The following is a 12,703-nucleotide window of genomic DNA, read 5'->3' as shown; positions in this document are numbered from 1 at the left end:
TTGCAATCCGGCGGGCGGGGGCGTCGGCGACCGATTACCGCCAGCGCGATACGCGCGTCGACCGCAGGGCTGTTCAGCTCCGGTCGACCCGGCCGGACGCTTGGCAAGCGTCGGCACGTCGTTTACGCAGGCGACTCGCGATCCGGATATTCAGACCGAATTCATCGGCTACCGTCGATCGCACTACAGGCAGGAAGCGGTTTTGGCCGGGGCGCGACAGCGCGTCGGTGAGGGATTGAATTGCAGGGTCGAAGAATGAGGCGGGGGTCGCACATATTGATGGCTGTGTCGCTGGCGTGCGGTGCCGCGCTGGGCACGGCTGCACGTGCGCAGGACGCAAAGACGCCCTTTGCCGAGGTGGACGCCGCGCTGGCGACCGGCGCGGGCGGCAAGGCAATCGATCTGCTCAAGCAACTGGCGCGCGACCCCGACATCGATGTCCGCTGCGAGGCACGCTACCGCCACGCGATGCTGCTGCTCGAACGGCGCAAGTTCATTGCCGCCGCCGTCCTGTTACGCGCCGCCCTCGATGAAAAGCCGCATTGGAAAATTGCACGTATCCAGCTCGCGCGTGCCTTTGCGCTCATGGGCCGCGAACCCTCGGGTCGCCGCGAATTGCGGCAGGCGCAGGCCAAGGGGCTGCCTGCCGAGCTTCAGCCCTTTATCGACAATTACAATCGCGACCTGCTGGCGGTGCGCCCGGTCGGCGGCAGCATCGAGGTCGCCTTTGCGCCGAGCAGCAACATCCACCGGCCGAGCGTCGCGACCCTCATCAACAACAGCATTTCGCCCTATTCGCTGACCGACGGGGCCGACGACCGGTCGGGCAACGGTGTGCGGGTCAGCAGCCAGCTGTACGGCAATACGCCGATTTCGGACAGTACGCTGCTGTCGGGGCGGTTTACGCTCCACGACAATATCTTTCGCCAGGGGCGGTTCAACGACCACATCCTGATCGCCGAATTCGGCACCGTCACCCAGCATCCGCGCGACCGGGTGAAAGCGACGTTCGGGCAGATTTTCCGCGTTTATGGCGACCGGCTGACATCGACGACCAGCACCTTTGCGGTCAACTGGCTGCAAAACCTGGGGCATCGCGACCAGATGGAGGTCGAGATCAATTTCGGCAATGTGCGCTATGACACCAACACCGACCGCAACGGCCAGATCTATACGACCAGCGCGATCTACGAACATGCGTTTACCGCGCGGTCGGGCGGGCGCGTCGCCGCCGTCGCGCAGCGCCAGTCGGCGCGTATTCCCGGCTATGCCAACACGCTCGAAGGGATCGGCCTGACCGGCTGGCAGGAATTCGGTCGCACGACGCTGGCCGCCTCGCTCGCCGTCCAGCACCTCGAGGCCGATGCCGCGCTGCCCGGGGCGACCGCGCGGCGCAACGACTGGCTAGTGCGCCCCGGCTTTGCGGTCACGTTCCGCCGCTTCCGTTTCTTCGGCTTCGCACCCGCGATCCGCGCGAGCTACGAATGGAATTTCTCCACCGTGGCGCGCAACCGGACGCAGCGGCTGGACGCGGAGTTCGCGCTCAATCGGGCGTTCTGACGCGTTAGGCCGCGTCCACCCAGTCGAAGGTCAGCGGCGCCTCGCGAAAGGCGAAGCGGTCGAGATGGCGGGCGAGTGCGCCCTTCAACCCGTCGCGCTGCCCCTCGACGCTGGCGTCGATGCGGCATTCGAGCGTGTCGGGATGCGCGATCATCGTCACCAGCCCGTCGGCGGGCCAGTCGGCCCCGCGCGCGTCGCGCGGGAAGACTACCGTCCCGCGTTCGGGCGTGAATTCGACGGCCATGTTATGCGCCCAGTGCTTGCACAGCTGCTGGAGGTAGCGGCTGCCGCTTTTGGTCGGCACCATGGCCGTGCTTGAGTAGGTCATTATCGGTAGTTTCCTTTGCCGGGGAGAGGCCGACCCGACGTCGCAACAGTTCGAGCCTGGTCAGCCGCATCGCCAGAGTCCTGTCGTTAGAGCCGTTCGACTTTTTGCGCGACCTCGTCGAGCAGCGCCGCGATGTCGTGCAGCGTTTCGGGCGTCACGCCGTCGGCGGTCACGCGGTTGGCGAGCACGGCGCGAAGGTTGCCCATCGCGCGGCTGACCGGACCGGTGTCGGTCTTGGCGCGCTGTGCACCGAGTTCGGCGAGGCGGTCCATCAGGGCCTTGAGCTCCGCCGCCTTGGCATCCAGTTCGGCGCGGCCCGCCTCGGTAATCGCGAACTGCTTCTTGGTGCCGTCGGCGACGCCCTCGATCAGGCCCATGTCGTCGAGCAGCGTCAGCGTCGGGTAGATGACGCCGGGGCTGGGCGCATAAGCTCCGCCAGTGCGTTCCTCGATCTCGCGGATCAAGTCGTAGCCGTGACGCGGCGCCTCGCCGATCAGGCCGAGCAGCACGAGCTTCAGCTCGCCGCCATCGAACATCCGCCCGCGCCGCCCGCCGCCGTTACCGTCACGGCCACCGCCGCGCAGCCCGCGACCATGGCCCATCATGAAGCCACCCCCGCGCCCCGCCGGTCCCCAGACCGCCATATACCCGCGCGGGCCGCAGCCACCGCGCTTTCCATGCATGTGAAACATCTTTAATCCTTTCGTTATCACATGTCCTATCTAAGATATATCTTGAACGTGTCAAGAGCGCCCGTGCAAATTTTGTCGTTAGACCCTATCTAAGGCCGCGATGCCCGACCTGTTTGCCGCCCCCGCTTCGCCCCCGCCCCTCGCCGACCGGTTGCGCCCCATCTCGCTCGCCGAGGTTGTCGGGCAGGACCATCTGACCGGTCCCGACGGGGCCATCGGGCGAATGGTCGCGGCGGGGAAGTTGGCGTCGATGATCCTGTGGGGGCCGCCGGGGACGGGGAAGACGACGATTGCGCGGTTGCTGGCCGATGCGGTGGGGTTGCGGTTCGAGAGTATTTCCGCCGTGTTTTCGGGTGTTGCCGACCTGAAGCGCGTGTTCGCCGCCGCGCGCGATGCGGCGACGCTCGGGCAGCGCACCCTGTTGTTCGTGGACGAAATCCACCGGTTCAACCGCGCGCAGCAGGACGGGTTTTTGCCCTTTGTCGAGGACGGCACGATCACGCTCGTCGGGGCGACGACCGAGAATCCGAGCTTCGAACTCAACGCCGCACTGCTCAGCCGCGCGCAGGTGCTGGTGCTCCACCGGCTCGATGCGGCGGCGCTCGGTGAGTTGTTGACGCGTGCCGAGGCCACCGAGGGGCGTGCGCTGCCGTTGAGGCCCGACGCCCGCGATGCCCTGATCGCCAGTGCGGATGGCGACGGGCGGTTTTTGCTCAATCAGGCCGAGACCTTGTTTTCGGTCGAGATCGCCGAGCCGCTCGACCCGCAGGCGCTGGCCGCGCTGCTCCACCGGCGGATGCCGGTCTATGACAAGGACCGCGAGGGGCATTACAATCTGATCAGCGCGCTGCACAAAAGCCTGCGCGGATCTGACCCGCAGGCCGCGCTTTACTGGCTGGCGCGGATGCTCGTCGCGGGCGAGGAGCCGCTCTACGTGCTCCGTCGCCTTGTGCGGTTCGCCAGCGAGGATGTGGGCCTCGCCGATCCGCAGGCGCTGGTGCAGTGCCTTGCGGCAAAGGACGCCTATGAGTTCCTCGGCTCGCCCGAGGGCGAACTCGCGATCGTTCAGGCCTGCCTGTATCTGGCGACCGCGCCCAAATCGAACGCGGCGTACACCGCGCAGAAATCGGCGTGGAAAGCGGCACGCGACACCGGATCGCTGATGCCACCGATGAACATCGTCAACGCCCCGACGAAGCTGATGAAGACGCTCGGATACGGCAAGGACTATGCGTACGACCATGACACTGACGAGGGGTTTTCGGGCGCGAATTACTGGCCGGATGAAATGACTCCCGCAACGTTTTACGCGCCGGTGGAGCGCGGGTTCGAAGCAAAAGTCGCGGAGCGGATCGCGCATTGGAACAAGCTGCGGAGCGAGCGCGGATGACCTATGACGATATCATCGCCTTCGGCCTGACGCTGCCCGACACGGTGCTCGAAAACCATTACGGCACCCCTTCGGTCAAAACCAACGGCCGCGCCATCGTCGGCGTCGGGCGCGAGGCAGGGTCGTTCGTGCTAATGATCGACCTCGACACCGTCGAAATGCTCAAGGAAACCGACCCCGACACCTATTGGCAGGCGCCGCACTATGTCGGCTGGCCGGGGGTGCTGGTGCGGTTCGACACACCCGATCCCGAACGGGTGTTCGCGATGATCGAGGCCGCGCACGCCTGGGCGCGTAGCCGACCGAAGCCGCGACCGCGCAAGAAAGGGTGAGCGCGCGCTTCGCCCACTTCGCCGCCGTCGACTGGTCCGGCGCGGTCGGACCCCGTCAGTCGGGGATTGCGGTGGCGATTTGCGGGGCGGGGAGCGGCGCGCCGGTGCTCGTGCGTCCCGGGCATGTGTGGTCGCGGCAGGACGTCCTCGACTGGCTGCTGAACGAGCTTCCCGCCGATACGCTGGTCGGACTTGACCTGAGCACCTCATTCGCGTTCGCCGATTGCGGGGCGTTCTTTCCCAGCTGGGCCGACAGCCCTGCCGACGCCCGCGCGCTCTGGGCGCTTGTCGAGGACATCTGTGCCGACGACCCGCATCTGGCGGCGTCAAGCTTCGTCGACCACCCCGAGGCCAGCCGCCATTTCCGCCGCCACGGCAACCGCACCGGCGACCGTTTCGGCATCGGGCGCGGGCGGCTGCGCGTTACCGAACAGGGGCAGCGCGAACAGGGGCTCAGTCCCTACAGCAATTTCAACCTGGTCGGTGCGGCGCAGGTGGGCAAATCGAGCCTGACGGGGATGCGGATGCTCCACCGGCTCGACGGGTATCTGCCGCTCTGGCCGGTCGATCCGCGGCCCGAGAGCGGTCCGGTGGTCGTCGAGATCTATACAACGCTGGCCGCGCGCGCCGCGGGGATTGCCAAAGGGCGGAGCAAGATCCGCGATGCCGCGACGCTCGATACTGCACTGGCAGCACTCGGCAGCGAACCGCATGCGCCCCTGCCCCGCTATACCGATCACGCCACCGATGCGCTGATCGCGGCGGCGTGGCTCCGGACGGTCGCGGATGAAGCAGGACTGTGGCAGCCGCAAGGACTCGACGCCGTGCGTCACACCGAAGGCTGGACGTTCGGCATCCGCTGACGTTATGGGAACGCTCGCGCCAGATCGTAGCCCGCTTGCGGGCGGTTCGATCAGGCCTCCAAGACGCCGGCTTAGCTCAGATGGTAGAGCACCTGATTTGTAATCAGGGGGCCGCGGGTTCGATCCCTGCAGCCGGCACCATTTACCCAGCCAGAGTTCAGACCAGCGTCCGTTTGAACAAGGCCAGCGTCCGCGCCCAGGCCAGCGCCGCCGCGTCCTTGTCGAAACGCGGCGTCGTGTTGTTGTTGAACCCGTGCTCGACGCCCGGGTAGATGTGCGCCTGATACTTGACCCCGGCCGCTTTCAGCGCAGTTTCGTACGTCGGCCACAGACCGTTGATCCGTGTATCATTGCCCGCCATCTGGATGAGCAGCTCCGCCTTGATCGCCGGGACGCCGTCAAGCGGTGCCGGCGCGCCGTAAAAGGGGACGCCCGCGCGCAAGGCGGGCAATTTGGTCGCGAGCATGTTCACCACGCCGCCGCCGTAGCAAAAACCGACCGCGCCGAGCTTCCCGTTCCCGCCGGGCAGCGCAAGTGCGTAGGCGGCGGCGGCAAGGAAATCCTCCCGGATCTTCGCTTGATCGAGCTGGCCGAACAGCGCGCGGGCCTTGTCCTCGTCGCCGGGATAGCCGCCGAGCTTGGTCAGCGCATCGGGCGCGATTGCGATAAAGCCGTCGACCGCGAGCCGCCGCGCGATGTCCTCGATATGCGGGTTCAGGCCCCGGTTCTCGTGGACGACGAGCACCACGGGCTTGCGTCCCCTGGATTTGGCCGGTTTAGCGACATAGGCCGAAATCGAACCCGATCCCTTGGCCGAAGCGATCTCGACTTTCGATGTGCCGATGCGCTTGTCATCGAGCGGCACGACCTGCGCGCTGGCAAAATCGGGCGCGAGCGCGGCGAGGATACCCGATGCCGCCGCCATTGTGCCGACATGCGCCGCGCACTGATCGAGGAAGCCGCGTCGCGACAGGCCGCCATGGACATATTTGTCGAACAGGGTGAGCACTTCGCGCGGGAAGTCTTGGGCGGTCAGGGGTTCACGACGGTCGGCCACAGATTGTCTCCTTGAAAACGCTCGCGCCCGCACGCTTTTAGTGGGGGATGCCCGCCGAAATCCACCATCCCAGCGCCATGCTGAGCACGACCCCGACCGCGGCACGCCACAGCGGCGCAAAGCGTGGCTGCTCGACAGCCGACGTCACCTGCTTCGACCCCGTGACCATCGGCCCGACCAGATTGTCACGCTTGACGAACAGGTAGAACAGGATCGCCGCGACATGCAGTGCGATGAAGCCGAGCAGGATGTTGAAGAGCAAATGGTGCCAGCCGCGCGCCGCATCGGCGGTGTCATAGGACACCAGATAGGACAGCGGTCCCGATTCGATCCCGTCGACGTCTTGCGCAAACAGGCCGATGGCGACCTGAGCGGCGAGCAGCCCGAGCAGCAGCGCCGCACTCCACCCGCCGATGGGGTTATGTCCGACGACAGTCGCGGACTCTTCGCCGAACAGGCCCGACGCATAGGCGACGATGGCACGCGGCCCCTTCAGGAACGACGAAAAGCGCGCGGTCGAACTACCGAAAAAGCCCCAGAACAACCGGAACGCGACCAGCATCAGCATGACATAGCCAAGCTGCTTGTGAAGGGTCAGGTCGCCCTCTTCGCCGGTCCACCACAGCGCGGGCATCAACAGCACGATGGCCCAGTGGATCGAGCGAACCGGCACATCCCACAGCTTGATGCGCGCCGTTCCGGCGGTCGGTTCCGCCACGATCCCCGACGGCTCCGCCATCAGCTGTCCTTGGCGCGGAATGTCTCGTGACAGCCCTTGCAGGTGCCGCCAAGGGCACCGACGGCAGGCTTGATTTTGGCGAGATCGCCGGTCGCGGCAGCGGCGTCGAGCGCCTTGCTGGCGGCAAACATCTTTACGGCCGCAATCTTGAAATCGGGCCATTTCTCCCAGACCGCTGGCAACGCCCCGGTTTTCACGCCCGCCTCCGGGCCAGTTCCTTTCGGAAACCATTTCAGGACGTGCGGCGCGAGACCAACGATGGTCTTGGCGCTCGCCTGGATCACCGGGACCGAGGGTTCGGGCTTTCTCAGCTCGTCGCCGATGCCCTTCATGGCCTTGCCGATCTGCTTGTAGTTGGCTTGCCGTGCGGCAATCACGTCGGCGGGCTTCGCCGCAATCGCACAGGTTGCGACGACAACAGCGCCACCGACCAGAATTTTCGTAATGCTCGACGTCCGCATAATGGGCACCTTTCCCGAGGGGTACTGGGCAATGCTATAACGCGAATTGGCCCGCCGCCTATAGCCCGTCCGATAAGAACGACGCGCGGGCAATAAATTCGCCGCATACCCCAAATGGGGATGCCCGACGCTGCGGGCACCCCTTATCCGGGCAACAGGTGTTGCGTATTCGGCACCATATCAGGGGCGGCACCGGCGGCGTATGCGACCCGGCCACCGGTGCCAAACCCCTTTTAGTCTAGCGGCAGACCACCTGACCGCGGTCGATCGAGCTGCCGATGGCAGCACCCGCGCCCGCACCAAGGATGGTCCCGAGGATGCCCGAACCACCACGGTCGATGCGGTTGCCGATCAGGCCGCCTGCAATCCCGCCGATGATGAGACCCGTGGTCCCGTCCGAACGGCGGCAATAGTAACGGTTGTCGTTGCCGCGATAGATGCGGTCGTTCCGCGTCAGGCGCACGGGGCGATAGTAGCGCCCGTCACGGTAATAATTGTCGGCGTAATAGCGGCCCTGCGGACCCGGACGGTTATAGTCGTAGCGGCGATAGTCGCGCCACGCGTCACGACGGGCCTCCTGACGGGCCTGTTTGAAATCGCGGCGTTCGTCGCGCGTGTCGCGGCGGTAGTCCTGACGGGCATCGCGCACGTCGCGGTTGTATTCGCGGTTGATTTCGCCGCGGCTCTGCGCCGTCGCGGGCACAGCGGTCAGCGCCGAAGCACCCATCGCAATCGCCAGAATGAACTTCTTCATGATTCGTCTCCTTTAGACAGGAGCCAAACCGGTGGGCGGGCGCCAAGGTTGCATGAACCGGAAACTACATTCCGTTCATCGCGCGGCTAGGTCGCTTCAGACGATTTCGAACAGGCCCGCCGCGCCCATGCCGCCGCCGACGCACATGGTGACGACGACGCGTTTTGCGCCACGCCGTTTGCCCTCGATCAGCGCGTGGCCGGTCAGCCGCGAACCGCTCATCCCGAACGGATGACCGATAGCAATTGCGCCGCCATCGACATTGAGCTTGTCATTGTCGATGCCCAGCCGGTCGCGGCAATAGAGCACCTGCACCGCAAACGCCTCGTTCAGTTCCCACAGGTCGATGTCATCGACACTCAGCCCGTGCCGCGCGAGCAGTTTTGGCACGGCAAACACCGGCCCGATCCCCATTTCGTCGGGCTCGCACCCCGCGACGGCAAAGCCCCCGAATATGCCGAGCGGCGTCAGCCCGCGCCGTGCCGCCTCGGTGTCGGACATCACGACGCAGACGCTCGCGCCGTCCGATAACTGGCTGGCGTTCCCGGCCGTGACCGTGCCGCCCTCGACCACAGTCTTCAGGCCCGCCAGCCCTTCGGCGGTCGTCCCGCCGCGCATGCCCTCGTCGCGGTCGAGCATCACCTGTTGCTCGCCGGTGACATTGCCGTCCTTGTCGCGCTGCTTGCGGGTCACGGTGATCGGGACGATCTCGTCGGCCAACCGCCCCGCCTCCCACGCCGCGACGACGCGCTGCTGCGATTGCGCGCCATAGGCGTCCTGCTGCTCGCGGGAGATGCCATAGCGTCCGGCGACATTCTCTGCCGTCGGGATCATCGGCAACATCAGGTCGGGCCGGTTCGCTTCGACCCAGGGCGAATAGTAATGCTTCAAATTCTTGTTCGGCAGGACCAGCGACACGCAATCGAGCCCGCCCGCGACGTAGATGCCCTCTTCGCCTGACAGGATGCGTTGCGCGGCAAGCGCAATCGTCTGCAACCCCGACGAGCATTTCCGGTCGAGCGTCATGCCCGGCACCGTCACCGGACACCCTGCCTCGATGGCGGCAACCCGCGCGACATTATTGCCGGTCGCGCCCTCTGGATGGGCCGATCCCAGCATCACATCGTCGATTTCGTCGAGCGTCACGCGCGCGCGTTCGGCAGCGGCACGGATAACGTGCGCGGCGAGCGTCGATCCGTTGGTGTCGATCAGCGACCCCTTGTACGCCTTGCCAATGGGGGTGCGGGCGGTCGAGACGATGACGGCTTCGGGCATAGAGGTCAGACTTTCACGATACCGAGGTCGATCAGGCTGCGCGCCGTATCGACCACGCTTTCCTCGATAGGCCGGGTCTTCCAGCCGAGTTTGTCGCGCGCGTGGCTCGCGTCCATTGTCTTGGGCTTGCTTAATTCGCCTGTGACCTGGCGCATGACAGGATCGAACATTGCGGCGATCCTCACGAGAAAGTCGGGCAATTTGATGGTCGGTACGCGACGCGCCTCGGTTCCTAACCGGCGCTTCAGAATAACTGCCATGTCAGCCATTGTCGCCGTCGGCCCAGATCCGATGAAGCGTTCACCCGCCATGTTAGGTGCATTCAGCGCACGCACGTGCAAATCGGCAATGTCGCGCACATCGACGGCGGGGAACGACAGGTTGGGCAGTCCCGGCACGCTGCCGTCGAGCAGTTTCTTCACCGCCTCGACCGACGTCGACATGTCCGCGCTGAGCACCGGGCCGAGGACGAGGCTGGGGTTGACCGTGCAGAACTCGATGCCACCACCCTCGCGCGCCACCCAGTCGCGTGCAGCGCGCTCGGCAATCGTCTTCGATTTCACATACGCCGAGAGGTTCGGGCCATGGACGTTGGTCCATTCGGCCTCGGTATATGGTCGTTCGACACCGGCATGCCCATAGCCGATCGCGGCCGTCGACGATGTCATGACGAAGCGGCGCACCCCCGCTGCCTTGGCGGCACGCAACGCCCGCAGCGCGCCGTCGCGCGCCGGAACGATCAATTCGTCATCGTGCTTCGGGGCGGTTGCCGGAAACGGCGAGGCAACATGCGCGACATGGCTGCATCCTGCCATTGCCTCGGCCCAGCCTGCATCGCTCTCCAGATCGGCACCGAAGAACGACAGCTTGGCGTTATCGACCGCGAGCACCCGCCGCACTTCGGCCTCGCGCGCCAGATTGCGGACGGTGGTGCGGACGGTCCAACCCTCCCCCACCAGCTGGCGGATGACATAGCCCGCGATATAGCCGCTGCCGCCCGATACGAGCACTGTTCCCGCCATCACCGCTCTCCGTCCGTTTTGATTCGCTACCGATCAATGTGACCGGACGCGCGGGTCGAGGCAAGTTAGTGGCGGTGGACTTCGCCCTCCAGCATCGAAGAATACCCCTGCCGCACTGCGGCATCGTCGCGTGACACGGTCAGCGTTCCCTTATTGCTCGGGTCGGGTGCCGTTACTTTGGGCGACGCTGTGAACGGCGTGATGCCAAAGCGTGGATAGATTTCGGCGGGAAAATAAAACACGCCGTCCTTCGCCACCAAACTGATTGTCTTGATCGATTTCATGTCTTTGGTCGGGTCGCCGGGAACAAGAAAGAAATCGGCGAGCTTGCCCCGCGATATGCTGCCCAGACGCTGGTCGGTCCCCAGATATTTTGCCATGCCGCCAGTCGCCCGCGCCAGCACCTGCCCCGGAGTCATCCCCAATTGCGTCATGATCTCCAGCTCGCGGTGGAAAGTGAACGAGCCGCCGGTATCGGTGCCGGGCACAAGGAATATCCCTTTGGCTGTCGCCCGGCGCGCAATCTCGATCAGCTTGGCATAGGCCGCGCGCGCATTGGCATCGCCACCGAATGTGTCCGGGTTGCTCCACGCCTGTTTCAGGTCGCGCTGCACGCCGATGGGCATATGGGCAACATAATCGACCGACCCGGGCGCAACCGTGCCATCGCGGTTGAGCAGCAAGTTCTCGTGAATACCCAGCGTCGCGTCGAGCGCGATCCCCTTTGCCTTCATCGTGTCGAGCGTCGACTGCACCGCCGCTGAGTCGAGATCGAGCATCGGCAACCGCCCGAGCGCAGTCAGACGGAACAACGTGCGCGTGTCCTCGCCCGGCTTGATGATCCAGCCCAGCGACAGCTGGTTGATGTGGGTAAGTTCGTCATAGCCCGCCGCCATCATCGCATCGGCATTCGTGAAGGCGGGCACATGGCCCATCACCTTCATACCCAGCGCATGGGCTTCGCGAACCATAGCTGGCACCCAGGTGGGCGTGATGCTGTTGTAGATCTTGATCGCGATATAGCCACGCGCCGCATACCAGCGCACGGCTTCGATCGCGCGCGCCTCGCTGTCCACGACAAAGCCGTTCGACGAATTAAACGGTGATTTCCCCTCGATGAAACCGGTTCGCATGATACGCGGCCCTGCCACCTCGCCGCTTTCAATCCGCCGGTCGAGCGCGTCGAGCACCATATTGCTGTTACCCATGTCGCGCACCGTCGTGACGCCCGCGAGCAGGTTGAGCAGTGCGCTATCACCCGACAAATGCGCGTGCATCTCTGTCATGCCGGGAACCAGTGTCCCGCCGGCGCCGTCGATGACGGTTTCGCCCGACGTAACGGGGCTATCATTGGGTTGCACCCCGGCAATCTCGCGCCCGTTGACGACAACCGACATTGGACCCGTCAGCATTGCCGTTGCCGGATCGAACAGCCGGACATTGGTGATCCGCACTGGTCCCGGATAATGTTTCGCTGTCTCGCGCTGGATCGTCGCGAGCCGCTCGCCTTGCCATTTGGCGGCCAGTTCGCGCAGGCGCGGGTTTTCGCTTTCAAATCCCGCACGCGTGACACCCCCGCCCGCCGACGGCAGCGCGATCAGGCGGTTGGTCGCGTCGAGCAACATAGTGACCGGCGTCAGGTCGAGGCCCGCCAATTCATACCGCGTGACCGGCATATCGCCCGATGGCCCCTTGAGTACCATCGTCTCGCGCTTGGTCATGGACAGCGTCCCCGCCGGGAGCACGGTCAGCGTGCCGCCCGCTTTCAGGATCGCGCGGGCATAGATTTGCAAGGCATAAGGGCTGGCACTTTGTGCGATATAGAGCTTGGCTGGGCCCTTGGCGGTCCCCGGCCCCGCCGCATCGCGCCATGTCGAGGTCGTACCCGCGCGTCCGAAGCTTTCGTCGATCTTGCCGCCAAAGGTCTGCGTACCGGTGATTTTCCAGCTCGACGGCAAGCCGCCCGCATCGAGCGTCAGTGCCTCCGCTACCGTCGGCCCGCGCCCGTTATCCTTGACGTCATATTCGATCTTTGCGGCATCGCCGCTGGTATCGACGACGACGCGGCCGATGTTCACATCTTTGCGAAACACCGCAAAACGTTCGGTTTCGGCAAGCGCGGCAGTGCTCGTGGCGGCCAGAAGCAGCGCGATCAAGTGGCGGTGGATCATATGGAATTCTCCCTATGATGAGGGAGTTGCCCGAACCTGCGAGGCGGTGCAAGGTGCAG

13 protein-coding genes and 1 tRNA gene are annotated in these 12,703 nt (G+C 65.1%); 5 read left to right on the top strand and 9 right to left on the bottom strand.

Going from position 1 to position 12,703, the window contains the following annotated elements; translation table 11 throughout:
• Window positions 1-255 precede the first annotated feature (255 nt).
• On the top strand, window positions 256-1,560 hold the full coding sequence (locus tag M0209_RS00160; protein WP_258886151.1) for an LPS-assembly protein LptD: 1,305 nt from the start codon (window positions 256-258) through the stop codon (window positions 1,558-1,560).
• 4 nt (window positions 1,561-1,564) lie between these two features.
• Here the strand turns inward: M0209_RS00160 and M0209_RS00155 are convergent, their stop codons facing one another.
• Window positions 1,565-1,888 (bottom strand): DUF2218 domain-containing protein, encoded by a 324-nt coding sequence (locus tag M0209_RS00155; RefSeq protein WP_258886150.1) that lies wholly within the window; start codon window positions 1,886-1,888, stop codon window positions 1,565-1,567.
• An 86-nt stretch (window positions 1,889-1,974) separates the two neighbouring features.
• Window positions 1,975-2,571: a PadR family transcriptional regulator gene (locus M0209_RS00150; RefSeq protein ID WP_408988221.1), complete on the bottom strand. Its 597-nt coding sequence runs from the start codon at window positions 2,569-2,571 to the stop codon at window positions 1,975-1,977.
• Between the two features lie 109 nt (window positions 2,572-2,680).
• Between M0209_RS00150 and M0209_RS00145 the strand changes: the two genes are divergently transcribed.
• From M0209_RS00145 to M0209_RS00130, 4 genes are all read left to right on the top strand, one after another.
• Window positions 2,681-3,970, top strand: coding sequence for a replication-associated recombination protein A (locus tag M0209_RS00145; RefSeq protein WP_258886149.1), 1,290 nt, complete (start codon window positions 2,681-2,683; stop codon window positions 3,968-3,970).
• On the top strand, window positions 3,967-4,302 hold the full coding sequence (locus M0209_RS00140) for a hypothetical protein (RefSeq protein WP_258886148.1): 336 nt from the start codon (window positions 3,967-3,969) through the stop codon (window positions 4,300-4,302). Before M0209_RS00145 ends, M0209_RS00140 begins: the two co-directional genes overlap by 4 nt.
• Window positions 4,299-5,165: a hypothetical protein gene (locus M0209_RS00135; RefSeq protein WP_258886147.1), complete on the top strand. Its 867-nt coding sequence runs from the start codon at window positions 4,299-4,301 to the stop codon at window positions 5,163-5,165. The genes M0209_RS00140 and M0209_RS00135 overlap by 4 nt, the downstream gene beginning before the upstream one ends.
• A gap of 65 nt (window positions 5,166-5,230) precedes the next feature.
• Window positions 5,231-5,306 (top strand) — tRNA-Thr (locus M0209_RS00130).
• 16 nt (window positions 5,307-5,322) lie between these two features.
• Here M0209_RS00130 and M0209_RS00125 read toward each other — a convergent pair.
• The 7 genes from M0209_RS00125 to M0209_RS00095 all read right to left on the bottom strand — a co-directional run bounded on the left by M0209_RS00125 (window position 5,323) and on the right by M0209_RS00095 (window position 12,644).
• The gene (locus tag M0209_RS00125; protein WP_258886146.1) at window positions 5,323-6,222 is read right to left on the bottom strand and encodes a dienelactone hydrolase family protein; all 900 of its coding nucleotides are present in this window, start codon (window positions 6,220-6,222) and stop codon (window positions 5,323-5,325) included.
• Window positions 6,223-6,259: 37 nt separating this feature from the next.
• Entirely contained in the window at window positions 6,260-6,961 is a 702-nt protein-coding gene (locus tag M0209_RS00120; protein ID WP_258886145.1) for a cytochrome b/b6 domain-containing protein, read from the bottom strand.
• Window positions 6,961-7,422: a cytochrome c gene (locus tag M0209_RS00115; RefSeq protein ID WP_258886144.1), complete on the bottom strand. Its 462-nt coding sequence runs from the start codon at window positions 7,420-7,422 to the stop codon at window positions 6,961-6,963. The genes M0209_RS00120 and M0209_RS00115 overlap by 1 nt, the downstream gene beginning before the upstream one ends.
• 238 nt (window positions 7,423-7,660) lie before the next feature.
• Window positions 7,661-8,176 carry a glycine zipper 2TM domain-containing protein gene (locus tag M0209_RS00110; RefSeq protein ID WP_258886143.1) on the bottom strand — a complete coding sequence of 172 codons (516 nt, stop codon included), beginning with the start codon at window positions 8,174-8,176 and terminating at the stop codon, window positions 7,661-7,663.
• 96 nt (window positions 8,177-8,272) lie between these two features.
• Window positions 8,273-9,451 (bottom strand): acetyl-CoA C-acyltransferase, encoded by a 1,179-nt coding sequence (locus tag M0209_RS00105; protein WP_258886142.1) that lies wholly within the window; start codon window positions 9,449-9,451, stop codon window positions 8,273-8,275.
• A 5-nt stretch (window positions 9,452-9,456) separates the two neighbouring features.
• Complete coding sequence (locus tag M0209_RS00100; RefSeq protein ID WP_258886141.1) at window positions 9,457-10,473, bottom strand: NAD-dependent epimerase/dehydratase family protein; 1,017 nt, start codon at window positions 10,471-10,473, stop codon at window positions 9,457-9,459.
• A 65-nt stretch (window positions 10,474-10,538) separates the two neighbouring features.
• Window positions 10,539-12,644, bottom strand: a complete 2,106-nt coding sequence (locus tag M0209_RS00095) for an amidohydrolase family protein (RefSeq protein ID WP_258886140.1) — start codon at window positions 12,642-12,644, stop codon at window positions 10,539-10,541.
• Window positions 12,645-12,703 lie beyond the last annotated feature (59 nt).

Source organism: Sphingomonas sp. SUN039, from assembly GCF_024758725.1.
Taxonomy (GTDB): domain Bacteria; phylum Pseudomonadota; class Alphaproteobacteria; order Sphingomonadales; family Sphingomonadaceae; genus Sphingomonas_O.
Note: the sequence above shows the minus strand (reverse complement) of the source record. Positions and strands in the feature narration are given on the sequence as shown.

Coding starts and splice junctions, on each gene's coding strand:
- M0209_RS00160 (WP_258886151.1), top strand. CDS start 256: ATGAGGCGGGGGTCGCACATATTGATGGCTGTGTCGCTGGCGTGCGGT.
- M0209_RS00155 (WP_258886150.1), bottom strand. CDS start 1,888: ATGACCTACTCAAGCACGGCCATGGTGCCGACCAAAAGCGGCAGCCGC.
- M0209_RS00150 (WP_408988221.1), bottom strand. CDS start 2,571: ATGCATGGAAAGCGCGGTGGCTGCGGCCCGCGCGGGTATATGGCGGTC.
- M0209_RS00145 (WP_258886149.1), top strand. CDS start 2,681: ATGCCCGACCTGTTTGCCGCCCCCGCTTCGCCCCCGCCCCTCGCCGAC.
- M0209_RS00140 (WP_258886148.1), top strand. CDS start 3,967: ATGACCTATGACGATATCATCGCCTTCGGCCTGACGCTGCCCGACACG.
- M0209_RS00120 (WP_258886145.1), bottom strand. CDS start 6,961: ATGGCGGAGCCGTCGGGGATCGTGGCGGAACCGACCGCCGGAACGGCG.
- M0209_RS00115 (WP_258886144.1), bottom strand. CDS start 7,422: ATGCGGACGTCGAGCATTACGAAAATTCTGGTCGGTGGCGCTGTTGTC.
- M0209_RS00110 (WP_258886143.1), bottom strand. CDS start 8,176: ATGAAGAAGTTCATTCTGGCGATTGCGATGGGTGCTTCGGCGCTGACC.
- M0209_RS00105 (WP_258886142.1), bottom strand. CDS start 9,451: ATGCCCGAAGCCGTCATCGTCTCGACCGCCCGCACCCCCATTGGCAAG.
- M0209_RS00100 (WP_258886141.1), bottom strand. CDS start 10,473: ATGGCGGGAACAGTGCTCGTATCGGGCGGCAGCGGCTATATCGCGGGC.
- M0209_RS00095 (WP_258886140.1), bottom strand. CDS start 12,644: ATGATCCACCGCCACTTGATCGCGCTGCTTCTGGCCGCCACGAGCACT.